The sequence below is a fragment of the Streptomyces sp. GMY02 genome (assembly GCF_019056675.1).
Classification (GTDB): Bacteria; Actinomycetota; Actinomycetes; order Streptomycetales; family Streptomycetaceae; genus Streptomyces; species Streptomyces odonnellii.
Genome location: NZ_CP077658.1, coordinates 6127086 through 6152313 on the forward strand (window position 1 = coordinate 6127086; position 25228 = coordinate 6152313).

Here is a 25228-nt window from a genome sequence, read left to right on the forward strand (position 1 = left end):
CCTCTGTAGCGGAACAGGAGTTCGCGCGATGACCGAGGAACCACCGGCCGCACCGGTAACGGGCGGCAAGGTCGACGGCTCGGAGGAGGCCGCCCGGCCCTTCGACGCTCTGGGGCTGACGTACGAGAAAACGTACGCGCACCTGCCCGAGCAGCTCGCGGCGATCGACTGGCTGCTGGCCGAACTGCCCGAAGGCGCACAGGTGCTGGACATCGGCTCGGGCACCGGGCGGCCGACCGCGGAGCGGATCTCGGCGGCCGGGCACCATGTCTCGGGGTACGACGTCTCGCAGACCATGGTTGACCTGGCCCGTGCCCAGGTGCCCGCGGCCCGCTTCGAACTGTCGGACGTGCGCGCCCTGCCCGACACTCCGGGGGCCTGGGACGCCATCACCGCGTTCTTCTCGCTGCACCAGATGCCGCGCGCCGATCTGGTCGCCACCTTCGGCCGGATCGCCGACTGGCTTGCTCCCGGGGGCCTGTTCGTCCTCGCCGCCGTTCCGCTGGACGTCGACGACGCGCCGTACGAGTGGATGGGGCAGACCATCCGCGCCACCAGTTACCCCGCGGAGGTCTACCCCGAACTGCTGCGCGGGGCCGGACTGGAGATCGTCCACAACCAGCTCAGCGTCTTCCATCCCGACTTCCCCGGCATGGGGGCGGAGGAGCACCAGTTCCTGTACGCGCGCAGGCCGCGAGTCCCGGAGGGACCCTGAGGACCCGGAGGACCGAAGGATCGGAGACCTCTGAGGTCCTTCCTCGCGCGTCGGTGCCGGCCGTTGATCGCGCGCATATGACTTCAAAAATGAGGGGAACCATTCAGGGCCCGTAATCACCCAGATCCGTTGGCCGGGACAGGACCAGCAGATACGACCCGGCTGATGCGGATCTGCCGATCGTGAAGGGTTCCATCTCGTGGCTGACGCCTTTCGTAAGCTCCTCGTACCTGTCCTTCTCGCACTGACGTCCTTCGCGCTGCCGTCGGCCGCCGCCGTGGCCGTCACACCTGTGGAAGCGGCCCCGGCCGTCGGCACCATGTGCCTGGCCAACGACTATCCGAGATCTCGGATAGTCAATGTGGAGTCGTGCAACACTTCGAGTTCCAGCCAGCGTTGGACCATCGTCGGGGAATTGATTTCCTCGACGGTGAACCCCGGTATGTGCCTGGCCAATGACTATCCGAGATCCCGGATTGTCAATGTGGAGTCGTGCAACTCCTCCAGTTCCAGCCAGCGTTGGACGATCTTCGGCGAGGCGATTTCCTCGACGGTGAACCCCGGTATGTGTCTGTCCAGCGACTACCCGAGAACCCGCATAGTCAATGTGGAGTCGTGCAACCCCTCCGGGATCCGCCAGCACTGGACGGTGCAGGGAGAGCAGATCAGCATGACCTTAGTGTGACCCTGTGATCCTGACCCCCTGATCCACTTCAGCGGCTTCTCGTCCGCTGACAGGCGCCGCCACGCCGATGCGTGTGGCGGCGCCTGCCGGTGTCCTGGGGTGCCCGCCGGGACGTGTTCCCCGGGTGCCCGCCGAGGCAGGCCCAGTCGTGTCTAGCCGTCCGCGGGGAAGCGGACGCCGATACGGTCTCGTACCGCGTCCAGCGTCCGCATGACCGCCAGAGTGCCGTTCAGGGGGACCAGGGGGGATTCCGTTTCGCCGGAGCGCAGGCAGCGCATGACCTCGGCCGCTTCGTACTGGAGACCGTACAGACCGCCGTCCGCCGTGAATTCCTCCGGTTCCGTGTCCGGGCGGTGGAGGGTGAAGCGGTCCGCCGAGAAGAAGCCGGAGGGGATCTCGATCCGGCCGGTGGTACCCGAGACGGTCGCCGTGACGGGGGTGGGGGAGGTCAAGGAGCAGGTCAGAAGGGCGGTGGCGCCGGAGTCCCAGCCCAGCAGGATGCCGGTGTTGAGATCAACGCCCTCCGGTGAGAGCAGTGCTTCCGCCTGTACGCGGTCGGGCTCGCCCAGCAGCATTTGCGCGAAGGAGATCGGGTAGACACCGAGGTCGAGCAGCGCGCCGCCGCCGAGGGCCGGGTCGCGGAGGCGGTGCGTGGGGTCGGTGGGGCCGGGGAAGCCGAAGTCGGCCTGAATGGTGCGGATGTCGCCGATCGCGCCGTCCCGTATGATCTCGACCAGACGCAGGATCACGGGGTTGCAGTACGTCCACATGGCCTCCATCAGGAAGAGGCCGCGCTCCCGGGCGAGAGAGACCAGTTCCTCGGCCTCCCGCGCGTTGAGGGTGAACGGCTTCTCGCAGAGCACCGGTTTTCCGGCGGCCAGCGCGAGCCCGGCGGCGGTCCGGTGCGCGGAGTGCGGCGTCGCCACATAGATGACATCCACCTCCGGATCGTTGACCAGCCCGACCCATTCGCCGTACGCGCGCGGGATGCCGAACCGGCCGGCGAACTCCTTCGCGGACGCCTCGGAGCGTGAGGCCACGGCGACGACTTCGGCGTCGGGCAGTTCCCGTACCTCGGCCGTGAAGCGGGCGGCGATTCCGCCGGTGGCCAGTACACCCCAGCGCACAGCGCGCCCCTGCGCTTCTTGTGCTCTCTGTCCCGCTGTCATCGCTGCCCCATTTAATAGGTCTCGGCCGTTCCGGTTGAGCTGAGAGCATAGATAAGAATTCAACGATATGGAGACTGGAATGCCGGACGGCGGTCGGACCACCGAAGGACATATAGGGAGTGAAGGGCTCATACCGCCCGATGGGTGGGTGAGTGGTTCGGCGTCCGCCCCGCCGGTTGCAGCTCCGCCGGCCGTGCCTGCGCAGCCGGTCGCAGCACAGTCGGTCGCGGCCCAGCCGGTCACCCCCTCGCCCGCTCCCGCTCCCGCGCCCGTTGCCGCCGCGCGCCGCGCCGGGCTGCTCGTCACCCTCGTACTGGGCGGGCTCACCGCGCTGCCCCCGCTCTCCATGGACATGTACCTCCCCGCCCTCCCGGAGGTCACCCGCTCGCTCAGCTCCCCCGCGGCCACGGTCCAGATCACCCTCACCGCCTGTCTGGCGGGCATGGCCCTCGGCCAGATCGTCGTCGGACCGATGAGCGACAAATGGGGCCGGCGCAGGCCGCTGCTGCTCGGCATGATCGTGTACGTCCTGGCCACGGCGGTCTGCGCGCTGGCCCCGAACGCCGAACTCCTCATCGCCTTCCGCCTGTTGCAGGGCCTCGCGGGCGCGGCGGGCATCGTCATCTCCCGCGCGGTGGTACGCGATCTGTACGACGGCGACGAGATGGCCCGCTTCTTCTCCACCCTGATGCTGATCTCCGGGGTCGCACCGGTCATCGCGCCGGTGATCGGCGGACAGGTGCTGCGCCTCACGGACTGGCGCGGCATCTTCGTCGTCCTGACCGTGGTCGGTGTTCTCCTCACCCTGGTCGTGTGGAAGTGGCTGCACGAGACGCTGCCGCCGGAACGGCGGCACAGCGGCGGGGTCGGCGCGGCGCTCCGTACGATGCGCGGGCTCCTCGCCGACCGGATCTTCACCGGCTACACCCTGGCGGGCGGGCTCGCCTTCGCGGCGCTGTTCGCGTACGTCTCGGCCTCGCCGTTCGTGGTGCAGGAGATCTACGGGGCCTCGCCGCAGACCTTCAGCCTGCTCTTCGGCATCAACTCCATCGGCCTGATCGCCACCGGCCAGATCAACGGCAAGGTGCTGGTCGGGCGGGTCAGCATGGACCGGGTGCTGGGCTTCGGGCTCGCGGTCATCGTCGTCGCCGCGGTGGCGCTGCTGCTGATGACGGCCGGGGTGTTCGGGGAGGTGGGGCTGGTGCCGGTCGCGGCGGGGCTGTTCGTGCTGATGTCCGCGATGGGGCTGGCGCTGCCCAACACCAACGCGCTGGGGCTGATGCGTACGCCGCACGCGGCGGGGTCGGCGTCGGCGCTGATCGGTACGTCGTCGTTCCTGATCGGTGCGATCGCCTCACCGCTGGTGGGGATCGCGGGCGAGGAGACGGCGGTGCCGATGGCGCTGGTGCAGGTGGTGTGCTCGGTGGGTGCGGTGGGGTGTTTTGTGGGGATGGTGCGGCCGTGGCGACGGTGAGGTGTGGCGGGGCGCGCAGTGGGGTGGGGCGCGCTGGTTTGTGCCGGGGCCGTCCGGGGCCGGTTCGTCCTCAATCGCCGGACGGGCTTGATTTGTGCGCCCGGCGCCGGGTGGACGGGCTTAGTTTTTTTCGCGGTAGGGGTAGCCCGTCAGGTGCTGGATGTCCTTCGCGTCCGTCCAGCGGAACAGGCCGGCCGAGCCCGTCTCGCCGGTCGGCAGGCTGACATTGGGCTCCAGCGGTTCCGGAGTCGCGGTGGTCAGGTCCACGATGACCGGGCTGCCGCGCCCCGCCAGCGCGTCCGCCATATTGCGGGCGTTCATCGCGCCGTACGCCGTACCGTCGTTGCCCACGCTCGTCAGGGTCAGCGGCTGCGTGCCGTCCGGCTCCTCGAAGCAGTACGCCTTTTTCGCGTCCAGATCGAAGGCGAGCCGCCCCGCGATCAGGAAACGGCCGTCCGGGGAGGCGATCAGCTTCGGGTCGTCGGCCGGTACGATCGCCGGCTTCCGGCACCGTACCTGCGCCACCGCCTTGCCCGTCGCCGCCTCGTGCAGTGCCCAGACGTCGTGCGTGGTTGCGTCCTTGGCACCCTTCTTCTTCTGCCACTTGGCGAGGACGTAGTCGCGCGCCATCGAGGCGGGCACCCCGGAGGCCGGGTCGGTGTCCTTCGGCGCGACCTTCCGGCTGTACCAGCCGCCGCGCACCCAGAACTCCTTGACGCCGCTCACCAGCAGCCCCTTGCCCGTCACCGAGCGCACCTCGGTCAGCTTGCGGCAGTTCGCACAGCCCTTGGGGTAGCCGAGCTGGCCCGGCGGGACCTTCACCACGTCACCGCTCGCCGGGTCGACGACCGCGCTGACCGCCTTGCCGTCGCTGATCAGGATGCCGGGCCCGGCCGCACTGACGATCGGCGCGTCCGTCCAGGGGACCTCGACACGCGTACGGGTGCCGTCGGTCGCCGTGTACACATCGAGGGAGACGATGGAGTCGGCCGGGCCCAGCGCCTCCGGGTCGACCTTTCCGTACGACCAGGTGACGAAGTACTCCACCCCGTCCTTGGTGACCGAGAGGAGCCGGGGGAAGCGGTCGGGCGCGAACAGCGGCCGCCAGGGCTCGCCGTCCCAGCCGCGCTCGCCGGTCCCCGGGCTGAGCGTACGGATCCGGAAGCGGGTCTCGCCGACCCGTTCCAGATAGGCGAGACGGCTGGTGGCCTCGGCGACCGCGTACTCGGGGGAACCGCCGAGGATCTCCCAGCCGCGCACGGTGTCGTACGCGGGCGGGACGACGGGCCGGTGCGTCGAGACGGCACGGCTCTGCGGGGGCTTGCCGGGCTTTTCGTCGCCCTTGGCCTTCGGCTGCTTGCCGCCGCAGGTCGCGAGGAGGAGCAGCAGCGCCAGCACGACGATCCCGGACAGCAGGATCATGCGCACGACTCGCTGTCTCACGGTCCTCACGGGCCCCTGGTGAAAACGCGTGGTGCCCCAGTGAGACCAGTGAGGTCGCATGGTCCCCCCGTGGAGAGCGGTTGCCGGACAACGGGCGTCAGCGTAGCAACACCGTCTGAACGGTTCGCAGTTCGCTTCCGCATTGCGGCCGGGCGCCCGCGTGAACTGGTCGTACACCTAGAATTCGGCCGGTGAGTGCAACTCTTCCCACCACCGCCGAGACTCTGCGGGCCGCGCTTGCCGGGCTGCTCGACGGGGTGCCGCCGCGGCAGGCCGCCCAGGCCGTCGAGCGGCTGATCGCCAGCTACCGGGGCGCGACCCCGACGGACGCGCCCGTGCTGCGCGACCGGTCGGACGTGGCCGCGTACGCCGCGTACCGCATGCCCGCGACCTTCGAGGCGGTACGGGCGGCGCTGGCGGGACTGGCGGACGCGGCGCCTTCGTGGGTGCCCGGGAGCCATGTGGACGTGGGCGGGGGGACGGGGGCGGCGGTGTGGGCGGCGGACGCGGTGTGGGGAGCCGCGGAGGCCGGGGCCGGGGGCGGTGTCGCGGGGGCTGAGGCTTCGGGGGCCGGGGCCGGGCCTCGTAGCACGACCCGTAGCACCACCGTCCTGGACTGGGCCGAGCCCGCGCTCGCGCTCGGCCGCGAACTGGCCGCTTCGGGTACGGCCGGACCGCGCGCCGCCGAGTGGCGCCGGGCCAGGATCGGCGCGGCGCTGCGACTGCCGGACAGCGACCTGGTGACCGTCTCGTACGTCCTGAACGAACTCCCCGAGCCGGACCGTGCCGCGCTGGTCGCCGAGGCGGCGCGGGCGGGCCGGGCCGTGGTGATCGTGGAGCCGGGTACGCCGGACGGGTATCTGCGGATCATGGCTGCGCGGGACGGGCTGACCGGGGCGGGGCTGCGGATCGCCGCGCCCTGTCCGCACAGCGGGGCGTGCCCGATCGAGCGGGGGACGGACTGGTGCCACTTCGCGGCGCGGGTGAGCAGGTCGTCACTGCACCGGCAGGTGAAGGGCGGGTCGCTGCCGTACGAGGACGAGAAGTTCAGCTATGTGGCGGCCGTACGGCCGGACGTGGCGGAGGTTCCGGGGCGGGCGCGGGTGGTCCGCAAGCCGCAGATCCGGAAGGGGCAGGTGCTGCTGGACCTGTGCGAGCGGGATGGCGGGTTGAGCCGGGCGACGGTCACGAAGCGGCAGGGGGTGCTGTACCGGGCGGCGCGGGACGCGGGGTGGGGGGACAAGTGGCCGCCGGCCGCGGCTGACGGCGCGGAGCTGTAGCTCCAACTCCATCGTGCGGGGCCGATCGTGCACCACGGCGCCGGGCTGTCCTCAATCGCCGGACGGGCTTGGTTCTGCCGGCCGGGCGAGGGGGCGCGGTGGGGGGCGCGTGGAGGCATGCGGGGCGGGCGGGCCGGGATCCGCCGGGTCCGGACCGCCGTGGCGGGCCTGCATTCCGGCACATACGCGGCAATGAGCCCCCTGATACACCCCCGGCCCTCATACCCCGGTGGGGACTCCGTCCACCCGGGGAGCAGGATGGTGGGACCATGGAAATGTCCGCAGGGGCCGAGCATGAAGTGTGGAGGGGATAGATGGGCGAGGATTTCGGCCGCTACCGCGGCACGGAGAGCAGGATTCCCCAGTGGCTGCGCAGGCGTCCGAAGAAGACCGCCGCGAACTCCGCGCCCGACGACACGGCCGGCCGGGAGGCGCTGCTCCTCGCGGTCGCCGGTGCCGGTATGCCCCTCTCGCCCGCCGCGCATCCGGTCGGCTACCGGTGTTCCTGCGAGCGGATCGGCTGTCCCACCCCGGCCAGGCACCCCCTCTCCTTCGCCTGGCAGACCCAGTCCACGACCGACCGGGCCCAGATCGAGCGCTGGGCGCGCAGCCAGCCCGAGGCCAACTTCATCACCGCGACCGGCATGGTCCACGACGTGCTGGACGTACCGCTGGAGGCGGGCAGCCGGGCGCTGGAGCGGCTGCTCGAGCAGTCCGTCGAGGTGGGTCCCGTGGCGGACTCCGGCGACGACCGGATGCTCTTCTTCACCGCCACCCGGGGCACCCCGGAGGACGAGGACGAGTGGTGGCCCTGTGAGCTGGACTGCCACCCCGAGACCATGGACGAGCACCCGGGACTGCGCTGGCACTGCCGGGGCAGCTATGTGCTCGTACCGCCGGCGCGGCTCCCGGGGGAGCTGTCCGTACGGTGGCTGCGCGGCCCGGAACACCCGCTTCCGGACCCGCTGACCCTGCTGGAGACCCTCACGGACGCCTGCGCCTGGTACGCGGTCGAGAACGACGAACTGGACCATCACGCGGTCGCCTGGCCCCTCGGCCGCTGAGCCCGCCCGAGGAAAACCCCGGCCGGACCCCGCCGAGCCCCTACGACCCCTTCGCGGCCGTCACTCCCTGGAGGCGGCCCTCCACCACCACTTCCGGGGCCGCCGCGTCGCTCCCCGGCACCAGGACCGTCTGGCTGGAGAGCCACTCCTTGGTGATCGTGTCCGTCACCTGGCCCTCCAGCAGCGCCCGTACGTCGTCGTTCACCTGGAGCCGCACCTCCTTCGCCGCCGTCTGCCGCTCGAAGAAGCGCGTCGCGAAGAAGACCAGCGCGTTGCCCTCCTTCGTCCGCAGGCCCAGCGGCGCGAAGTCGCCCTCGGTGACCGGCTGGTCCACGTACTGGGTGGTGAGGCCCGGCAGCCGGGCCTTGTCCGCGCGCTCCTTGCGCCAGGCGTCCGTGTGCGGGCCCGCCGCGAAGTGCTCCGGTTTGCCGGTCGAGAGGTACGAGGCGTACTCCTGGCTCAGATCGCGCGGCGCCACCGACACCTTCGTACTGTCCGGCTCCACCGCCTCGCCCCAGCCGTCCTTGTCCGTCCTGAACTCGGGCACCTGGTCGGGGGCGAGGATCGTCAGATAGGCCGCTTCCCAGCGCTTCTCGGGGGCGGAGCGCAGAAAGACCACCAGCCACCGGAAGGCCGGGCCGTCCGCCGTGTCGCGGTTGCTCCTGGTGTCCGCGACGAACCAGCGCGGCCAGCCCGCCTTCTTGGGGATCGTGAACTTCGCGTCGGTCAGCTCCAGCGGCTGGTGTGCGGAGTTGCCGTCCGGGTTCGTGATGCTCCGCGCCTTCAGCCCGGCCTGGTTGATCAGGCCGAGCGCGCCGGTGACATGGTCCGCGTCGAGGGTCGGATCGTACGCCTTGTCCGCCTTGTTGTACGCCTCGGTGAAGTCCTTCAGCGCCTGCGCGGCCTCACTTCGCTTCGCCGACGGTACGACCGCCAACTCCCCGTGCACCGTCACGCACCCGCTCGCCGTCAGCGACAGCGCCATCACCGTCGCGAGCCCCGCCGCTGCCCGGATCGGCCTGCTCAGCCTGCTCATCGGTCGCCTTCTGCTCCTGAGACCGGTCGGTCTTGACCCCCACTGACCGTCCGAACCCTACCGGGGCCAGGAACAGTGCGAGCGTCGGGACCAGATACAGGCCCCAGACAATGACCTGAAGCACCGTCGGGTCGGGCTGGAAGTTGAACACGCCCTTCAGCAGCGTCCCGTACCAACTGTCCGGCGGAATCGTCGTGCTGATGTCGAACGCCTTGTCCGCGAGACCGCCCAGGAAGCGCGCCTCCTGGAGGTCGTGCACGCCGTACGCCAGCACACCCGCGGCGACGATCACCAGCATCCCGCCGGTCCAGGTGAAGAACTTGGCGAGATTGATCCGCAGCGCGCCCCGGTAGAAGAGCCAGCCCAGCACCACCGCGCTGGCGATCCCCAACAGGACGCCGATCAGCGGGGCATGGGTGCCGTCCGAGGACGCGCGTACCGACGCCCAGACGAACAGCGCCGTCTCCAGACCCTCCCGGCCCACAGCCAGGAAGGCCGTCGCCACCAGCGCGCCCGTACCCATCTGGAGCGCCGCGTCCAGCCTGCCGTGCAGCTCCGACCTCAAGTGCCGTGCCGTACGCCGCATCCAGAAGACCATCCAGGTCACCAGCACCACGGCGAGGATCGACAGCGAACCGCCGAGCGCCTCCTTCGCCTCGAACGTCAGCTCCTGCGAACCGAATTCGAGCCCGAAGCCGAAGGCGAGCGCGAGGACGACCGCCACGCCGACACCGGCCCAGATCGGGCGCAGCGCGTCGCGCCGCTCCGTCTTCACCAGATACGCGACCAGGATGCAGACGACGAGACTGGCTTCAAGTCCCTCGCGCAGACCGATCAGATAGTTTCCGAACACGTCGGAACTCCTTTCCGGGGATCAGGAGATCAGGGCCCGGCCCCACCAGTCGTCCTTGTCCCGGACGCCCGGCGGGATCGCGAAGACCGCTGAACCCACGTGCTGGATGTACTCGTTGAGCGCGTCGGAGCGCGCGAGGGACCGCTGTACGGGGATGAAGGCGTCGCGGATGTCCCGCTGGTACGCCAGGAAGAACAGCCCCGCGTCGAGCCGGCCCAGACCGTCGGTGCCGTCCGTGAAGGAGTAGCCGCGCCGCAGCATCCGCGCCCCGTGGTGGGAGTCCGGGTGCGCCAGCCGTACGTGCGAGGTCGGCAGCATCGCCCGCAGATCGGGCTTGTCGTGCTCGCGCGCCCTGCCGACCGCCGCGCCCTCGCCCTTGTCCCGGCCGAAGACGTCCTCCTGCTCCTGGAGGGACGTGCGGTCCCAGGTCTCGATCCGCATCGAGATCCGCCGGGCGACCAGATAGGAACCGCCCGCCATCCAGTCGGGACCGTCCTTCCCCGCCACCCACACATGCTTGTCGAGCGCGGCGGTGTCGGTGCCGGCGATATTGCTGGTGCCGTCCTTGAAACCGAAGAGGTTACGGGGCGTCTGGGCGTCCGGCGTGGTCGACGAGGTCTTGCCGAAGCCGAGCTGCGACCAGCGGACCGCGACCTTGCCGAAGCCGATCCTGGCCAGATTGCGGATCGCGTGCACGGCGACCTGGGGGTCGTCCGCGCAGGCCTGGACACAGAGATCGCCACCGCCGCGCGCCGGGTCGAGATTGTCGCCGGGGAACTTGGGGAGGTCGACGAGGGCGGCGGGGCGGCGGGCGGTGAGACCGAACCGGCCGTCCGCGAAGAGGCCCGGACCGATGCCCAGGGTCAGGGTGAGCCGGGACGGCCGCAGGCCGAGTGCCTCGCCCGTGTCGTCGGGCGGGGCCTCGGGCAGCCCGCCGTACGCCCCCTCGCCCACCGCGTGCCCGGCGGTCATCCGCTCGGCGGCCCGTGTCCAGTCCTTCAGCAACTGGGCCAGCTCCGCACGGTCCTTGGTGGTCACGTCGAACGCGGCGAAGTGGAGTCGGTCCTGGACCGCGGTGGCGATCCCGGACTGGTGCGGACCGTGGAAGGGGACGGCCGCGCCCGTGTCGGCGGCGGGTGCCGCGGAGTCGCCGTCCCGGACGGCGGCGACCGCGCCCCCGGCGGCGACCGCGCCGAGTGCGAGCCCGGCGCCGCCCCAGCCGAGGAGGGAGCGCCGGGACGGCCTGGTCCTGTTGGTCCCTTCGACGGCGCGGGCGTCGCCCCCGCTCGGAGCGTCGCCCTGGTTCCGGGGACTGTGCCCGTCCTGTCCGCCGGCCCTGTTCCGTGTGCCGTCCGTCATGGCGTTCTGCGTGTCGTCCGTCATGGCGCGAGCCCTACTTGACGACGGCGGCGGCGAGCTTGGAGAGCGGCTCGGCCAGTGCGTTCACACCGTCCGACAGCTCCTTGCGCTGCGCCTTGCCGACCTTCTCGTACGAGGTGAAGTCGTACGAGTCCGGGGCGTCGCGGTACTTGTCGAGCAGTGTGTTCAGCGCGGCGAACTGCTTGTCCAGCTCGGTCACCAGCGCCGGGTCGTTCTTCGACGCGACCGGCTTGAGCAGTTCGTACGACTTCTGCGCGCCCTCCACATTGGCCTTGAAGTCGACCAGGTCCGTGTGGCTGTAGCGCTCCTCCTCGCCGGTGACCTTGCCCGCGGCGACCTCGTCGAGGAGTTCCTTGGCGCCGTTGGCCATGGAGGTCGGGGTGATCTCCGCCTTGCCGACGCGCTTCTGCCAGTCGGCGAGGTCCTTGTCGAGCGTGTCCGCGAGGGCCGTCGTGTCCGGGCCCAGCTTCTTGTCCTGCCAGAGGGCCTTCTCCAGGCGGTGCCAGCCGGTCCACTCCTGGCCGGGCTCCAGACCGTCGGCGCGTACGTCGACCTTCGGGTCGATGTCGCCGAAGGACTCGGCGACCGGCTCGGTGCGCTCCCAGCCGATGCGCGAGGGGGCGTACGCCTTCTTCGCCGCCTCCAGATCACCGGCGCGCACGGCGTCGGTGAAAGTCTTCACCTTCGGCAGCGTCTCATCGGCCTGCGCCTGGACGTACGTACGGTACGCGGCGACCGCGGCGTCCATCTCCGGGCTGCGCTTGACGGGCGTACCGCCGGTGGCCGTGACCTTCTGGCGGATGCCGTCGCCCTTCATCCCGGGCTTGCACACGATCTCGTACGAACCGGCCTTCACCTCGGCGGTGACCTTCGCCTTGGTGCCGGGGCCGATGTTCTCGCGCTCGGTGACGATGCGGTCGTCCGGGAAGAGGACATAGACCTCGGTGACCTTGGAGCCCTTGTTCTCGACGGCCAGTTCCACATGGCCCGCGGGGAACTCGTTCGTGGACAGCTCGCAGGCGTCGTCCTTCGCGGTCACCTCGACGGTGCCGGCGCCCGAGCCGGCCTTGGCGTCGCTCTTCTCGGCGCAGCCCGTGACGGCGGTCAGGGCGGCCACCGCCGCGGCGGCGGTGACGACGGAGAGACGGGCAGGTCGCATGCGGGGCTCCACGATGGCTGGAAAGTGAGGTGACGATGGCTGGAGTGCGGAGGTCAGGCGCGCCTAACCTAACTGAGGCTTACCTTGGCTGCGCTCGTTAGTCCAGTGATTCAGCTCTCACTCCCTGTGTGGGGCCGGGTGCGGATACGGAGAGGTCACGGGGGGCTTTCCGGTAGACCGGGGTTGAGTAAAGGGCGGGTCAAGTGGTCGGTTTCGGGGGCGAGGGCCGGGGGGGCAGGGCCGGGGGCGGGGGTCGGCCTTCCGGGACGCGTCACCGTTCCTGCGTCACCGTTCGGGGATGACAAGCGGGACGCCCGTGCGGGGGTGCGGGAGCACTTCGACGGGCTGCCGGTAGACACGGCTCAGCAGCCCGGCTCCGAACACCTCGGCGGGCGGGCCCTCGGCCGCGACGCCCCCTTCGTGGAGTACGGCGGCCCGGTCCGCGTGCGCGGCGGCGAGCCCCAAGTCGTGCAGGACGACCACGACGGCGTCGCCCGCCGCGGCCCGTTCCCGGCAGATCCGCAGCACCAGTTCCTGATGGCGCAGATCGAGCGCGGCGGTCGGCTCGTCGAGCAGCAGCAGCGGGGCGCGCTGGGCGAGGACCCGGGCGAGCGCGACGCGGGCCCGTTCGCCGCCGGACAGCGCGGAGAAGGGGCGCGCGGCGAACCCGGTGACCTCGGTCGCCGCCATCGCCGCCGCGACGGCCGTCTCGTCCTCGTCCTCCAGCGGTGTCCCGGCCCAGGGCGCGCGGCCCATCCGTACGACCTCGGCGACCGGGAAGGGGAAGGAGAGCGCGGCGGCCTGGGGCAGTACGGCGCGGCGCAGGGCGAGTTCGGGCGCGGACCACTCCTGTGCGGGGCGGCCGTCGATCCGTACCTCGCCGCGGTCGGGCCGCAGATCGGCGGCGAGTGCGGCGAGCAGGGTCGACTTCCCGGCCCCGTTGGGCCCGACGAGCGCGAGCACCTCACCGGCGCGCGCGGCCAGCCCGACCCCGGCGAGCACCTCGCGCTGCCCGAGCCGGACATGGAGGTCCCGGGCTTCGACGAGGGGGGTCCCGGAGGGGACGGGCGCGGGCAGCGAGCGCCGGCGCGCGGCGAAGAGGGCCGTGATGCTCATGGGCGCTTACCTTGTCCGCGGTGGGTTCTGTGTGGCGGCGGGCTGTGTTTGCCGCAGTCGCAGGGCCCGTGTGTGCTCATGCCCAACCGCCTTGCCCGCGGCGCGTTCTGCGTAGCAGCAGGAAGAAGAAAGGGCTGCCGAAGAGTGCGGTCAGGACGCCCAGGGGGAGTTCCGCCGGGGCCGCGACCGTGCGGGCCGCCAGGTCGCCCGCGAGCAGCACCAGCGCGCCCCCGAGCGCGCTGCCCGGGACGAGGAAGCGATGCCCCGGACCGTTCGCCATGCGCAGCAGATGCGGTACGAGCAGCCCCACGAACGTGATGACCCCGGCCACCGCCACCGCCGCCGCCGTGAGCAGCGCCACCACCAGCACCAGCACAACACGGAGCCGCTCCACGTCCACCCCGAGGTGCCGGGCCGGCCGTTCACCGAGCGCGAGGAGGTCCAGCTTCCGTGCGTAGAACGGCGCCACCGCCAGACCCGCCACCGCGCACGGCAGCACCGCCAGCACCTTCGGCCAGGTCGCCTGCGCCAGCGAACCGAGCTGCCAGAACGTGATCTGCGTGATCTGCGCGTTGTCCGCGAAGAAGATGAACAGCCCGATCAGTGCCCCGGCGAACGCGTTCACCGCGATGCCGGTGAGGATCAGCGTCACCACTTCCGTACGGCCGCCCGAGCGGGACAGCGCGTACACCAGCAGGACCGTCGCGAGGCCCGCGACGAACGCGCAGACCGTCACCGTCCAGTTGCCGAGGAAGCTCAGACCCAGCGCGATCGACGCCACCGCGCCGACCGCCGCGCCCGACGAGATCCCGATCACGCCCGGCTCGGCGAGCGGATTGCCGAACACGCCCTGCGTCAGCGCGCCCGCGCAGCCCAGCGAGGCACCGACGAGCAGCGCGAGCACGACCCGGGGCAGCCGGACGTTCCACAGGACGCTCTCGCCGACGCGGTCGAGCGCGGCGCCGCCGAGCCCGGCGCGGTGCAGTACGGAGGAGAGGACATCGCCGAGCGGGATTCCGTACGCGCCGGTCCCGGCGGAGAGCAGACAGAGCAGGACGAGGGCCGCGAGCAGTCCGCCGGTCAACAGCGTCGCCCGGCCCGGCAGTTGCTTTCCGCCGGTGCCGGGAGGCGTCGCGGCTTCCTCCGTGGGCGGCTGCTTCCGTACGGCCGGTGCCGGTGCCGGTACCGGTGTTGGTGTCGCCGTCACCTCAACTCCCGCTCGGATGAGCCGGATAGAGCTGCTCGACGATCGACCGCAGCACCTCGTCCGTACGCGGCCCGTAGTTCAGCAGCACCCCGTCGTCGACCGAGACGACCCTGCGGTCCATCCCGGCCGGGGTCTCCGCGACACCCGGGATCCTCACCAGGCCGTCCACCCCGCCCACGGACTCAAGTCCCTTGGTCATCACCAGGATCGCGTCCGGCGCGGCCTTGGCGAGCGCCTCACTCGTGATCGCGGTGAAGTCTTTCCGCAGCCCCGACTCCTTGCCCGCGTCCACCGCTCCGGCCGCCTCCAGCAGGGAACTCGCCCCCGAGCCGGCGCCGCCGAGCAGATAGACCGAGGCCGAGCCGCGCAGATAGAGGAACGCGACGCGCGGTTTCCGCTCGCCGTCGCGCGCCGGGATGTCCTTCTGTACGGCGGCGATCCGCGCGGCCGTACGTTCCTTCAGCTCCACGCCCGCGGGCCGGACACCCAGTGCCCCGGCCACGGTGTCGATGCGGCGGGCGATGTCGTCGAGGCTCTTCGCCGGTTCGACGACCACGAGGGGAATGCCCGCGTCCCGGATCTGGCCGATGGCCTCGGCGGGGCCGGTGGTGGTGTCGGCGAGGACCAGGGTCGGCTTGAGCGACAGCACGCCCTCCGCCGAGACATCGTGTGCCCGGGTCACCACCGGCAGGTCCGCGGCCTGTTCGAAGGTGGCGGTGATGTCGCGGGCCACGACCCGGTCGCCGAGACCGAGGGTGAAGACGATCTCGCTGAGCGAGCCGGTCAGCGGCACGATCCGGTCGGCCGAGGTGACGGTGACCTCGCGGCCGTCCGCCGAGTCCACGGTGACCGGGAGGCCGGGCCGGGGCGTACGGGGGAGGGGTTCGACCCGGTCGGCGGTCGCCGCCGCGGCCGTCTTCGTATCTCTGCCGCTGCCGGAGGCGCCGCTGTCGCCGCTCCCGCTTCCGCTGCCGTTGCCGCAGCCGGTCAGAGCCAGGGCGAAAACGAGGACGAGCGCACAGGGGAGCGCACTCGTCAGGCGTGATCTGCGCACGGAGTGCACCGTCCTGTTCGGTCTGTCTGTTGCTGTCTGTTGTTTCCCCCGGCGGATTTAGCTTAGGTTAGCCTTACCTTGCTTGCCCAGTCCTGGGTCGGGCATATTCCGGTCCGTTTCTCCGCGGGAGTCACCCCATGCCGCCCTTCAGACCCGTACGCCCCGTTCGCCTCTGTCTCGCCCTGCTCCTGCTGGCGCTGCCGGTGGCGCTGCTGCCGGCCGCCGGCGCGCAGGCGGCGGACCGTACGGTGCGGGGCGGGAGGCTCGACTGGGGGATCAAGTCGTCGTTCCTGAGCTACATCACCGGCCCGGTCGCGCGGGGAGGCTGGGCGCTCAACGGGGGCGCGGCCACGGTGGGCAGCGCGTTCCGGTTCCACTCGGCGAACGGTTCGTACGACCCGGAGACCGGGGCGTTCCGGGCCGGCTTCTCCGGCGGGGTCCGCTTCACCGGCCATCAGAAAGTGGACGGTACATATGAGCTGGACCTCACGATCAGCCGTCCCGCCGTCCGTATATCCGGCGGCAGCGGCACGCTCCTCGCCGATATGACGAGCAGGGCGAAGGGCTCGGGCAAGCTCACGCGCGCCTCGCAGGTGCCGCTCGCCTCGCTCGATCTGTCGGGGATCGACATGCGGGGCGGCGGGAGTCCCGTAACCCTCAACAACGTTCCGGCAACGCTGACTTCACAGGGCGCCACCGCCTTCGCCGGGTACTACACGGCCGGTACGCCGCTCGATCCGGTGAGCCTGTCCGTGGATGTGGCGGCGGCGGAGAAGCCCGCGAGCCCGGCCACGAGCGATCCGTCCGGGAGCGAGCGGTCCGAGAACAAGGCGCCTGGGAGCGAGCCGTCCGGGAAGCGGCGCGAGACCGCCGGGCGCTTCCTGACCGCGGCCGTCGACTGGGGTGTGCGCCGCACCTACCGCGAGTACGTCACCGGCCCCATCGCCAAGGGAAAGTGGACCCTGAGCGGCGGTGCCCAGGACGGCGGCGCGTTCTTCCGCTTCCCGCGCGGCACCGGCTCGTACGACGCCGCGAAGGGCACGCTCGACGCGGACTTCGCCGGTACGGTCCGTTTCACCGGCACCGGCCTCGATCTGACGCTGACCCGGGTCGCCGTCCGCGTCGGCGGCGGCAAGGGCACGCTGTACGCCGATGTCACCGACGCGGCCGAGGGCAGTCCACCGCGCAAGGGCGTGCCGCTGATCACCTTCGCGGCCAAGGACTTCACCCCGCAGCGGGGCCTCGCCGTACTCACCGAGGTGCCCGCGGCCCTGACGCCCCAGGGCGCCACGGCCTTCGGCGACCTCTACGCGGCGGGTACGGCGATGGACCCGGTCTCACTCGCGGTCGCCGTCGACGGCCAGGCCCGACTGCCCGCGCTGCCCGACCTGGGCAGCGACGCCTCGGCCGGCGGGCAGCCGGCGCAGGCGCCCTCGGGTGCCGCCACGGGAAGCCCGGAGAGCCCGGGGAGCCCGGAAAGTCCCACCGCCCCCGGCGCGGAAGCCGCCGCCTCGCAGTCCTCGGTGTCCATCGGGGCGGGGGCGTACGCGGCGATCGGCGCGGGAGTGCTCGTCGTCGCGGGAGCCGCGGTCGTCGTGGTCCGCGCGGCCCGGGCGCGCGGGCGCCACGGCACGTCCGCCCCCGCGTCCGCCCCTGCCTCCGCCGCCGACACCGCGTCCGGCACAGGCCCCACGTCCGGCCCCGCGTCCGCCTCCGACGAGAGCTGACCTCCCCCACGTGTCGCACGGGTGTCCCCGTGCACCCCGTACCACCACTACACGCACCACACCATCGAGGAGAACACCGCCCATGGCTGCCATACGCCGCCCCATCACCCTCGCCGCCGCCATCGCGACGGCCGCCGCCCTCGGCGCTTCCGCTTTCGCGCTCCCGGCCCTCGCCGCGGGCGCCCCCGCCTCCACCCCTGCCTCCGTCCCCGCCGGGAGACCCCTGGCCGTACCGGCCGCACTCGCCGCGCCCGCCGCCGCGCCGGTCCTCGAACTGAAGGACGGCACCCTGGAGTGGGGGCTGAAGGAGTCCTTCCGCAAGTACGTCACGGGCATCGCCGGCGGCACCGTCACGGCCGCGGACGGCGCCACCCAGGCCGCGGGCAACGGCCCCTTCACCTTCACCAACGGCACCGGCGCCTATGACCCGGCGACACACAACGTGACCACGGACTTCGACGGCAGCGTCCGGTTCGTCTCCACGGCCCATGGCTTCGACATCCGCGTCGCCGATGTGAAGTTCGTGACGGAGGGCACGGCCGGGGCGATCGAGGCAGATGTCAGCCTCAACGGCACGACGCAGAACGACATCGCGCTCGCCTCGGTCGATCTGGCGGGCATCCGGCCGGAGACCGGGAACGGCTCGATGGTCTTCAAGGACATTCCGGCCAAGCTCACGGCGGACGGCGCGAAGGCGTTCAACGGGATGTACGCGGAGGGCACGGAGCTGGACAAGGCGACACTCGGCGTCTCGTACTCCACACCGTCGCCGAGCCCCACGCCCACCCCGACCCCCACGCCCACTCCCACGCCGACCCCGACGCCTTCGGTGACACCGCCCACCGAGCCGCCGACCGGTGAGCCCACCTCCTCCCCGACCACCTCCGCCCCCGGGACACCCCCGGCGGCCGAGGACGGCACGATCGTCGACGGCAATCTGGACTGGGGCGTCAAGGAGTCCTTCCGCTCGTACGTCACGGGTCCGATCGCGCACGGCACGGTCGAACTCGGCGACGGCGCCGCGCAGTCGGGGGCGGCGTACCGCTTCCCCAAGGGGACCGGCTCCTTCGACGCGGACGCGGGCACCCTGTCCGCGGCCTTCGGCGGTACGGTCCGCTTCCTCGGGCACGAGGAGGACGGCGAGTATGTACTCGACCTCAAGCTCAGCGGGCTGCGGGTGGAGGTGGCGGACGGCGAGGGCACGCTCGTCGCGGATGTCAGCACCAAGGACCGCGAGACGCACGAGGTCGCCACGTACCAGGACTTGGGCCTCGCGGCGCTGGACCTCCCGGCGGGCGCGCTGACGGCCGAGGACGGTGTCGTGAGCCTGGACGCGGTCCCGGCGACCCTCACGGCGGACGGTACGAAGGCCTTCGGCGGCATGTACCCGGCGGGCACGGCACTCGACCCGCTGACGGTCGCGGTGTCACTGGACGAGGACGCGAACCTGCCGGGCGGTACGGGCGGTTCGGACGGTGGTACGGGCGGTACAGGCGGTACGGGTGGCTCCGACGGTGGTACGGGAGGCACGGCCGGGTCGGGCACCGCGGGCGGTTCGGGAACGGCCGGCGGCGGTACGGTCGGCGGCTCCGGCTCTCTCGCCTCCACCGGCTCCGACCTTCCGACGGGCGCCCTGTTCACCGGCGCCGCCGCGATCGCCGCGGCGGGCGCGGCAGCGGTCTTCGCGGCACGGCACCGCCGTATGGAACCGGAACTGGACGAGCCGACCGCGTGAACGACGCGCCACGAGCCGTCGGCATGGGGCCGTACGACCGCGAAGAGCGGTCGGTACGGCCCCACTTGCTTGCTCCCCCTCGCTTGTCCCGCGCGCCCCGCCGTCCGCTCGATTCGGTGCGCCCCGGCCGCGGTGCTTGAATGCGGGGATGACTGAAATCGACGTACTCAGCGTCTTCTGCGGGGCAGACGGGCGGTACGGCAACAGGCTCGGCGTCGTCCGCGACGGGCACCGGCACCCCGACCGGGCGGGGCGGCAGGCGCTCGCGTCCAGGCTCGGCTACAGCGAGACCGTGTTCGTCGACGACCCGGAGCGCGGGGTGGTCGACATCTACACCCCCGGGCTGCGCCTCCCGTTCGCCGGGCATCCGCTCGTCGGCGCGGCCTGGCTGCTCGATCTGGAGACCGTGAACCCGCCCGCGGGCGAGGTGTGGGTGCGTCAGGACGGCGAGTTCACCTGGATCACCGCCCGCCCCGAGTGGGCCCCGCCACGTACGCTCCGGCGGTACGCGACCGTCGCCGAGGTCGACGCACTGCCCGCTCCGCCGCCCGGCGAGGGCTGGCTCTACGCCTGGGCCTGGGAGGACGAGGCGGCGGGCCGGGTCAGGGCCCGTGCGTTCCCCCGGCGCGACGACGGCATCGTGGAGGACGAGGCGACCGGCGCGGCGGCCCTGCTGCTCACCGCGGAACTGGGCCGTGCACTGAACATCACCCAGGGCCGGGGCTCACAGTTGATCACGGCCCCCGGCCCGGACGGCACGATCGAAATGGGCGGCCGGGTAAGGCTGTTGACGGCGCAGCGGCCCGTACCGGACTGAGCGCTCGCCACGGAGCGGTACGGGTGGCACCGAGGCGGCACCAAGGCGGCACCAAGGCGGGCGGCACCCAGGGGCCCGCCCTGCTCAGGCCGTCAGGGGAAAGTGCGCGCCCAGCTCCTGGAACACCGCGCTGTTGAAGTCGAATGCCCGCTTGCACTCGTCGACGATCCGCTGCTTCTCCAGGTCGTCCACCGCCAGCCCGTCCAGCAGCTCCCGGTAACCCCGCTTGAACGCCGCCGGGTTGGGGATCCCCTCGAAGACATAGAACCGGACGCCGTCGCCCTTGCGCGAGAAGCCCCACGTCTTCTCGGCCTTGTCGCGGATGATCTGACCGCCGGAGAGATCGCCGAGATAGCGGGTGTAGTGATGCGCCACATACCCGCCCGGCCAGGTGCGCGCGCACTCCTCGACCCGCGCCGCGTACGCGGCCGTCGCGGGCAGCGGTGCCAGCCCCTCGCGCCACCGCTCGCCCCGCAGATGAGCGAGATCCCGCTCCAGCTCCGGCGTACGAGCCAGCTCCGGCTGGATGAAGGGCCCGGCCGCCGGGTCCGTTCTCAGCGTGTCCATGGCGCTCTCCAGCGCTCTGTAGACGAACCAGAGCTGCTCCGTATAGCGCGTGAAGGCCTCCACGCCGAGCCGCCCGCCCAGCAGGTCGCTCATGAAGGTCGAGGTCTCCGCCGCGGTGTGCTGTTCGTGCGAGGCGACCCGGATGAGCGTCGAGAACGGCGTGGGGGGAGGCGTGGGGGGAGGGAGTGGCGGTGGCGGCGGTTGCGTCCAAGGCGGGCCTCCGGAGGCGAGAGGGGACGGAACGGAAGGGAAACAGGCAGGTACCGACGGCGGCGGCAGCCCACGGGCAGCCGCCATCGCATTACCGCGATACTCTTACTTAGGCTTACCTAAGTCAACTGGTTCCCGACGTCCTGTCGGTAAAAACGCTACCCCGCATCAGCCGCGCGGCAACTTCACGGAAGAGTGAGAATCTCCGTCCCCGTGTCCGTCACCACCAGCGTGTGTTCGAACTGCGCGGTCCGCTTCCTGTCCTTCGTGACCACGGTCCAGCCGTCGTCCCACATGTCGTGCTCGTACGTGCCCAGCGTCAGCATCGGCTCGATGGTGAAGGTCATGCCCCGCTCGATGACGGTGGTCGCGTGCGGGCTGTCGTAGTGCGGGACGATCAGCCCGGAGTGGAAGGACGAGTTGATCCCGTGCCCGGTGAAGTCCCTGACGACTCCGTAGCCGAACCGCTGGGCGTACGACTCGATGACCCGCCCGATCACATTGATCCGCCGCCCCGGCCGTACCGCCTTGATGGCACGGTTCAGCGCCTCGCGGGTCCGCTCCACCAGCAGCTTCGACTCCTCGTCGACGTCGCCGCAGAAATAGGTCGCGTTGTTGTCGCCGTGCACGCCGTTGATGTACGCGGTGACGTCCAGGTTCACGATGTCCCCGTCCTGGAGCACCGTGGAGTCGGGGATCCCGTGGCAGATCACCTCATTGACGGAGGTGCAGAGCGACTTGGGGAAGCCGCGGTAGCCGAGCGTGGACGGATAGGCGCCGTGGTCGCACATGAACTCGTGCGCGACCCGGTCCAGTTCGTCCGTGGTCACACCGGGCGCGATGTGCTTGGCGGCCTCCTCCATCGCCTGCGCGGCGATGCGGCCCGCGATCCGCATCAGCTCGATCGTCTCATCGGTCTGCACCTCGGGCCCGGTGTACGGGGCGGGCGCGGGCTTCCCGACGTACTCGGGGCGCCGGATTCTTCCGGGTACGGAACGGAGGGGGAGATCTCCCCCGGTACGAGCAGTGACTGGCCAGACATGCCAGCGAGTCTAACCAGCGGGTGTGGGGCAGCATGGCGGGAGAGGAAGGAGCCGACGATGGCCCTGTTCAAGAAGCGCACGGCCGGCAAACCCGGCGAGTGGTACTACTGCCTCCGCCACCAGACGGTGGAAGAGGGACCGCAGTGCCGCGCGGCGGACCGCTTCGGGCCGTACGCGAGCCCGGAGGAGGCGTCCCACGCGATGACCACGGCGCAGGAACGCAACCTGGAGTGGGAGACGGACCCGAAGTGGCACGACAAGCAGGGCGACACCCCGTCCGACAACTGACGGGTGTTCGGTGCGGTCCGGTGGTGCCGGTGCCGGTGCCGGTGCCGGTGCCGGTGCCGGTGCGCGGTGCGCGGTGCACGGACCACCCGCGTCCGTCCGGTGCCGGTCACCCGGGTCCGTCCGGTGCGCGGATCACCCGGGTCCGTCCGGTGCCGGTTCGTCCTCAAGCGCCGGACGGGCCTGGTTCTGCCCGGCGACGCCGGGCGCTCCGGGCGGGCCCGGGACATCAGGCCGGGGTCGCCGCTTCCTTCGCGGCGCGCCGCCGCAGCGCGTCCTCGTCCGTCGTCGCGTCGTACGTCAGCAGCCTCGGCAGGACCGCCGCCAGCAGCCCCACCGAGGCCACGCACGCCAGGCCGCCGCTCCAGATCGCGGGGCGTGTCCCCGTCCAGCCCGCCATCGTGCCCGCGCGCACCTGCCCGAGCTGGGGTCCTACGCTGTACGAGAGCACCTCGATCCCCGCGAGCCGGCCGCGCAGCTCCTCCGGGATCGTCTGGTTCCAGATCGTCGAACGGCCCAGACCGCTGAGCATGTCGCCCGCGCCCGCGAACGCGAGGCACACCAGCACCACCCAGATGTTCGAGAACCATCCCGCGGCCGTGATCGCCAGCCCCCACGCGGCCGCGCCGAACACCACGAACAGCCCGTGCCGCCGCACCCGCGAGGTCCAGCCGCTGGTCAGTCCGAGCACCGCGGACCCGACCGACCCGGCCGCGTACATCAGCCCCAGTGCCCACTCGGCGTTCAGATCGTCCGCGAGGAACGGGAAGACCGAGTTGGGGAAGGCGAAGAACATCGCGGCCAGGTCGATCGCGTAGGTCCCGAGCAGCACCGGCCTGCTCCAGGCGTACCGCGCGCCCTCGGCTATGCCCCGCAGGGACGGCTTCTCCGCGTCGCGCGCGGCGGGTGCCGCCGACAGCCGCGAGCAGAGCAGTACGGAGGCGAGGAAGCCCAGGGTGGTGGCACCGTACGCGGTGGCGTGACCTGAGTACGCGACGACGAGCCCCGCCAGCGAAGGCCCCACGATCGAGCCGGCCTGCCAGCGCAGACCGTTGAGCGCGGCCGCGGCGGTGAGCTGGTCGTGCGGCACGATACGGGCCAGCAGCGAGTCCAGCGCCGGACGCTGGAGCCCCACCAGCGCGGACACACCGCCCGCGACGAGATAGAGGGGCCACAGCATCGGCCGCGGCAGCAGCGCGTTGACCAGCAGGACGACGGCCAGCAGCCCGAGCCCGGCCTCGGTGAGCAGAATGACCTTGCGCCGGTCGACGGCATCGGCGAGGGCGCCGCCGTACAGCCCGAAGACGACCAGGGGCACGAGTTCCACCGCGCCCATCACACCGACGGCGAACGGCGAGCCGGTGAGGTCCTTGATCTGGAGCGGCAGCGCGATCAGCGCCATGAAGCTCGCGATGGTGGCCACCAGCCCCTGCACCCAGAGCAACCGGAAGTCCCGGGAGGAACGCAGTGGTGAGAGATCCGGCAGGATCGCGCTGAGCTTCATGGTCACGAGGGGCCATGTTCGGTGCCGACGGACGCGCTGGGCAAGCGGATTTACGGGGCGATGGTGCGCGGACTCGGCGCGTCCGGCGTCCGAGGACGGAACCGCCGGCCCCGGTGCCGGGTGACACTTCCGCCCGTCCGGCGATTGAGGACGTCAGGTGCGGACGTCAGGTACGGACCTCATTGAGGACGTCACCACCGGGACGGCGGCGGGGCCGTCAGATGGTCGGCCAGGCGGGACAGCCGGTCGCGGAAGCGGCGGCGGCCCCGGGACGGCGGCAGGCTGGTCTCGCCGGCCGCCGCGCTGACCAGGTGCTGCACTGTGTCCAGGTCCACGGCGTCCGCCCCGTCCGGCACCGCCAGCCCCTCATGCGCGAGCCCGCTCAGCTCCGTGTCCCCGTCGCCCAGGGACAGCACCATCGCCCCGGCGCGCCGCGCGCCGTACACCCGTTCGAGGAGTCCGGAGTCCGGCTGCTTCGGCGCCACGACCAGCAGTGTCTCGCCCCGGCCCGCTGCTTCGAGCCGGCCCAGCCCGACGGCGAGGTGCGCCGGGTCGCCCGGCCGCACCTGGTGCCGTACCAGCGTGGGGTTCAGCTCCGGCTGCCCCGACCACGCCGCCTCGTCCACGAGATGCGCCGCGAGGTGCCACGGCTCGTACTCCTCCGTACCGACCAGCAGCAGCCCGCCCCCCTGCGGTACGACGGACGAACGCAGGGCCCCGGCGAACCGGCGGGTCGCGGCCGGCCACTCCGTACCCGCGAGGACTTCACGCAGCAGTGCGACGCGTACGGCATCCATGGGCCCGCATCCTGCCGCAGCGCGGGGCGCCGGGAGGGGGATGCCCGGCGGCTCACCCGAACGGGATCCCGTACCGCCCAGTAGGGTCGGTTCCATGACTTCAACCGACAGTGGCAGCACCCCCAAGCCCCCCGCCCGGGACCCGTGGGACCTCCCCGATGTGTCCGGGCTCGTCGTCGGCGTCCTCGGCGGCACCGGCGACCAGGGGCGCGGCCTCGCCTACCGGCTGGCCAGGGCCGGACAGAAAGTGATCATCGGATCACGGGTGGCCGAACGCGCCGAGACGGCCGCCGCCGGACTCGCCGAGATGGGGGTCGAGGGCGTCGAGGGCCTGGACAACGCGGCGTGCGCGCGGAGCAGCGATGTGGTGATCGTCGCGGTGCCGTGGGAAGGGCATGCCAAGACCCTGGAGTCCCTCAAGGACGCGCTGGCGGGGAAACTGGTCATCGACTGCGTCAACCCGATCGGTTTCGACAAGAAGGGCGCGTACGCGATCACTCCCGAGGAGGGCAGCGCGGCCGAGCAGGCCGTCGCGCTGCTCCCGGAGTCCCGGGTGACCGCCGCGTTCCACCATCTCTCCGCCGTACTGCTCCAGGACCCGTCCGTGGAACGGATCGACACGGATGTGATGGTGCTGGGCGAGGCACGGGCGGACACGGACCTCGTACAGGCACTGGCGGGCCGTATCCCCGGCATGCGCGGCATCTTCGCGGGCCGGCTGCGCAACGCGCACCAGGTGGAGTCGCTGGTGGCCAATCTGATCTCGGTAAACCGCCGTTACAAGGCGCACGCTGGACTGCGCGTAACGGACATCTGACCCGCCGCCCCGGCGTGCCCGGCCCGCCGCCCCACCGGCGGCCGGGCACGCGCCGGGCATGGGGGACACTGGACGGCGCACCCCGAAGTCC

At 71.6% G+C, this 25228-nt stretch carries 22 protein-coding genes and 1 pseudogene; 10 read left to right on the forward strand and 13 right to left on the reverse strand.

Going from position 1 to position 25228, the window contains the following annotated elements; genetic code table 11:
* The first annotated feature begins 28 nt into the window (after nt 1-28).
* Together KQY30_RS26140 and KQY30_RS26145 are read left to right on the forward strand one after the other, a co-directional pair.
* Nucleotides 29-715: a class I SAM-dependent methyltransferase gene (locus KQY30_RS26140; protein ID WP_217308937.1), complete on the forward strand. Its 687-nt coding sequence runs from the start codon at nt 29-31 to the stop codon at nt 713-715.
* 199 nt (nt 716-914) lie between these two features.
* On the forward strand, nt 915-1400 hold the full coding sequence (locus tag KQY30_RS26145) for a ricin-type beta-trefoil lectin domain protein (RefSeq protein WP_217308938.1): 486 nt from the start codon (nt 915-917) through the stop codon (nt 1398-1400).
* Between the two features lie 152 nt (nt 1401-1552).
* Here the strand turns inward: KQY30_RS26145 and KQY30_RS26150 are convergent, their stop codons facing one another.
* The gene (locus KQY30_RS26150; protein ID WP_217308939.1) at nt 1553-2569 is read right to left on the reverse strand and encodes a Gfo/Idh/MocA family protein; all 1017 of its coding nucleotides are present in this window, start codon (nt 2567-2569) and stop codon (nt 1553-1555) included.
* A gap of 79 nt (nt 2570-2648) precedes the next feature.
* On the opposite strand from KQY30_RS26150, the gene KQY30_RS26155 reads away from it, so the two are divergent.
* Nucleotides 2649-4043, forward strand: coding sequence for a Bcr/CflA family multidrug efflux MFS transporter (locus KQY30_RS26155; RefSeq protein ID WP_217308940.1), 1395 nt, complete (start codon nt 2649-2651; stop codon nt 4041-4043).
* A 120-nt stretch (nt 4044-4163) separates the two neighbouring features.
* Here the strand turns inward: KQY30_RS26155 and KQY30_RS26160 are convergent, their stop codons facing one another.
* On the reverse strand, nt 4164-5486 hold the full coding sequence (locus KQY30_RS26160) for a hypothetical protein (RefSeq protein WP_254407333.1): 1323 nt from the start codon (nt 5484-5486) through the stop codon (nt 4164-4166).
* A gap of 191 nt (nt 5487-5677) precedes the next feature.
* Between KQY30_RS26160 and KQY30_RS26165 the strand changes: the two genes are divergently transcribed.
* Together KQY30_RS26165 and KQY30_RS26170 are read left to right on the forward strand one after the other, a co-directional pair.
* Nucleotides 5678-6766: a small ribosomal subunit Rsm22 family protein gene (locus KQY30_RS26165; protein WP_217308941.1), complete on the forward strand. Its 1089-nt coding sequence runs from the start codon at nt 5678-5680 to the stop codon at nt 6764-6766.
* A 314-nt stretch (nt 6767-7080) separates the two neighbouring features.
* Nucleotides 7081-7830: a bifunctional DNA primase/polymerase gene (locus KQY30_RS26170; RefSeq protein ID WP_217308942.1), complete on the forward strand. Its 750-nt coding sequence runs from the start codon at nt 7081-7083 to the stop codon at nt 7828-7830.
* Nucleotides 7831-7870: 40 nt separating this feature from the next.
* Here KQY30_RS26170 and KQY30_RS26175 read toward each other — a convergent pair whose 3' ends face one another.
* The 7 genes from KQY30_RS26175 to KQY30_RS26205 all read right to left on the reverse strand — a co-directional run bounded on the left by KQY30_RS26175 (nt 7871) and on the right by KQY30_RS26205 (nt 15635).
* Nucleotides 7871-8815, reverse strand: coding sequence for a hypothetical protein (locus KQY30_RS26175; protein ID WP_217311332.1), 945 nt, complete (start codon nt 8813-8815; stop codon nt 7871-7873).
* The gene (gene efeU / locus KQY30_RS26180) at nt 8736-9719 is read right to left on the reverse strand and encodes an iron uptake transporter permease EfeU (RefSeq protein ID WP_217308943.1); all 984 of its coding nucleotides are present in this window, start codon (nt 9717-9719) and stop codon (nt 8736-8738) included. Before efeU ends, KQY30_RS26175 begins: the two co-directional genes overlap by 80 nt.
* Nucleotides 9720-9740: 21 nt before the next feature.
* The gene (efeB, locus tag KQY30_RS26185; RefSeq protein ID WP_217308944.1) at nt 9741-11102 is read right to left on the reverse strand and encodes an iron uptake transporter deferrochelatase/peroxidase subunit; all 1362 of its coding nucleotides are present in this window, start codon (nt 11100-11102) and stop codon (nt 9741-9743) included.
* Between the two features lie 10 nt (nt 11103-11112).
* Nucleotides 11113-12258: an iron uptake system protein EfeO gene (gene efeO / locus KQY30_RS26190; protein WP_217308945.1), complete on the reverse strand. Its 1146-nt coding sequence runs from the start codon at nt 12256-12258 to the stop codon at nt 11113-11115.
* Between the two features lie 285 nt (nt 12259-12543).
* Nucleotides 12544-13374, reverse strand: coding sequence for a heme ABC transporter ATP-binding protein (locus KQY30_RS26195; RefSeq protein ID WP_217308946.1), 831 nt, complete (start codon nt 13372-13374; stop codon nt 12544-12546).
* A gap of 76 nt (nt 13375-13450) precedes the next feature.
* On the reverse strand, nt 13451-14479 hold the full coding sequence (locus KQY30_RS26200; RefSeq protein WP_254407691.1) for an iron ABC transporter permease: 1029 nt from the start codon (nt 14477-14479) through the stop codon (nt 13451-13453).
* A gap of 103 nt (nt 14480-14582) precedes the next feature.
* Nucleotides 14583-15635 carry a hemin ABC transporter substrate-binding protein gene (locus tag KQY30_RS26205; RefSeq protein ID WP_254407334.1) on the reverse strand — a complete coding sequence of 351 codons (1053 nt, stop codon included), beginning with the start codon at nt 15633-15635 and terminating at the stop codon, nt 14583-14585.
* Nucleotides 15636-15772: 137 nt separating this feature from the next.
* On the opposite strand from KQY30_RS26205, the gene KQY30_RS26210 reads away from it, so the two are divergent.
* The 3 genes from KQY30_RS26210 to KQY30_RS26220 all read left to right on the forward strand — a co-directional run bounded on the left by KQY30_RS26210 (nt 15773) and on the right by KQY30_RS26220 (nt 19914).
* On the forward strand, nt 15773-17362 hold the full coding sequence (locus tag KQY30_RS26210) for an HtaA domain-containing protein (protein WP_217308948.1): 1590 nt from the start codon (nt 15773-15775) through the stop codon (nt 17360-17362).
* 82 nt (nt 17363-17444) lie between these two features.
* A complete protein-coding gene (locus tag KQY30_RS26215; protein ID WP_217308949.1) occupies nt 17445-19097 on the forward strand; it encodes an HtaA domain-containing protein in 1653 nt (550 codons plus the stop codon).
* 148 nt (nt 19098-19245) lie between these two features.
* Entirely contained in the window at nt 19246-19914 is a 669-nt protein-coding gene (locus tag KQY30_RS26220) for a PhzF family phenazine biosynthesis protein (protein ID WP_217308950.1), read from the forward strand.
* Between the two features lie 84 nt (nt 19915-19998).
* On the opposite strand, the pseudogene KQY30_RS26225 reads toward KQY30_RS26220, so the two are convergent.
* Together KQY30_RS26225 and map are read right to left on the reverse strand one after the other, a co-directional pair.
* Nucleotides 19999-20643: pseudogene (locus KQY30_RS26225) on the reverse strand (heme oxygenase (biliverdin-producing)); the annotation flags it as partial.
* 233 nt (nt 20644-20876) lie between these two features.
* A complete protein-coding gene (map, locus tag KQY30_RS26230) occupies nt 20877-21614 on the reverse strand; it encodes a type I methionyl aminopeptidase (protein WP_217308952.1) in 738 nt (245 codons plus the stop codon).
* A 177-nt stretch (nt 21615-21791) separates the two neighbouring features.
* Between map and KQY30_RS26235 the strand changes: the two genes are divergently transcribed.
* Nucleotides 21792-22022, forward strand: a complete 231-nt coding sequence (locus KQY30_RS26235; RefSeq protein ID WP_217308953.1) for a hypothetical protein — start codon at nt 21792-21794, stop codon at nt 22020-22022.
* A 226-nt stretch (nt 22023-22248) separates the two neighbouring features.
* Here the strand turns inward: KQY30_RS26235 and KQY30_RS26240 are convergent, their stop codons facing one another.
* Nucleotides 22249-23523, reverse strand: a complete 1275-nt coding sequence (locus tag KQY30_RS26240) for an MFS transporter (RefSeq protein ID WP_217311333.1) — start codon at nt 23521-23523, stop codon at nt 22249-22251.
* A 191-nt stretch (nt 23524-23714) separates the two neighbouring features.
* The gene (locus tag KQY30_RS26245) at nt 23715-24320 is read right to left on the reverse strand and encodes a hypothetical protein (protein WP_217308954.1); all 606 of its coding nucleotides are present in this window, start codon (nt 24318-24320) and stop codon (nt 23715-23717) included.
* A gap of 94 nt (nt 24321-24414) precedes the next feature.
* On the opposite strand from KQY30_RS26245, the gene npdG reads away from it, so the two are divergent.
* Nucleotides 24415-25137 carry an NADPH-dependent F420 reductase gene (gene npdG, locus KQY30_RS26250; protein ID WP_217308955.1) on the forward strand — a complete coding sequence of 241 codons (723 nt, stop codon included), beginning with the start codon at nt 24415-24417 and terminating at the stop codon, nt 25135-25137.
* Nucleotides 25138-25228 lie beyond the last annotated feature (91 nt).

What these genes read in the sequence shown, in the direction of transcription:
- npdG (WP_217308955.1), top strand. Translation starts at nt 24,415, where the DNA reads ATGACTTCAACCGACAGTGGCAGCACCCCCAAGCCCCCCGCCCGGGAC.
- efeB (WP_217308944.1), bottom strand. Translation starts at nt 11,102, where the DNA reads ATGACGGACGACACGCAGAACGCCATGACGGACGGCACACGGAACAGG.
- KQY30_RS26220 (WP_217308950.1), top strand. Translation starts at nt 19,246, where the DNA reads ATGACTGAAATCGACGTACTCAGCGTCTTCTGCGGGGCAGACGGGCGG.
- KQY30_RS26195 (WP_217308946.1), bottom strand. Translation starts at nt 13,374, where the DNA reads ATGAGCATCACGGCCCTCTTCGCCGCGCGCCGGCGCTCGCTGCCCGCG.
- KQY30_RS26140 (WP_217308937.1), top strand. Translation starts at nt 29, where the DNA reads ATGACCGAGGAACCACCGGCCGCACCGGTAACGGGCGGCAAGGTCGAC.
- KQY30_RS26155 (WP_217308940.1), top strand. Translation starts at nt 2,649, where the DNA reads ATGCCGGACGGCGGTCGGACCACCGAAGGACATATAGGGAGTGAAGGG.
- efeO (WP_217308945.1), bottom strand. Translation starts at nt 12,258, where the DNA reads ATGCGACCTGCCCGTCTCTCCGTCGTCACCGCCGCCGCGGCGGTGGCC.
- KQY30_RS26215 (WP_217308949.1), top strand. Translation starts at nt 17,445, where the DNA reads ATGGCTGCCATACGCCGCCCCATCACCCTCGCCGCCGCCATCGCGACG.
- KQY30_RS26170 (WP_217308942.1), top strand. Translation starts at nt 7,081, where the DNA reads ATGGGCGAGGATTTCGGCCGCTACCGCGGCACGGAGAGCAGGATTCCC.
- KQY30_RS26175 (WP_217311332.1), bottom strand. Translation starts at nt 8,815, where the DNA reads ATGGCGCTGTCGCTGACGGCGAGCGGGTGCGTGACGGTGCACGGGGAG.
- KQY30_RS26150 (WP_217308939.1), bottom strand. Translation starts at nt 2,569, where the DNA reads ATGACAGCGGGACAGAGAGCACAAGAAGCGCAGGGGCGCGCTGTGCGC.
- KQY30_RS26245 (WP_217308954.1), bottom strand. Translation starts at nt 24,320, where the DNA reads ATGGATGCCGTACGCGTCGCACTGCTGCGTGAAGTCCTCGCGGGTACG.
- KQY30_RS26235 (WP_217308953.1), top strand. Translation starts at nt 21,792, where the DNA reads ATGGCCCTGTTCAAGAAGCGCACGGCCGGCAAACCCGGCGAGTGGTAC.
- KQY30_RS26210 (WP_217308948.1), top strand. Translation starts at nt 15,773, where the DNA reads ATGCCGCCCTTCAGACCCGTACGCCCCGTTCGCCTCTGTCTCGCCCTG.
- KQY30_RS26240 (WP_217311333.1), bottom strand. Translation starts at nt 23,523, where the DNA reads ATGAAGCTCAGCGCGATCCTGCCGGATCTCTCACCACTGCGTTCCTCC.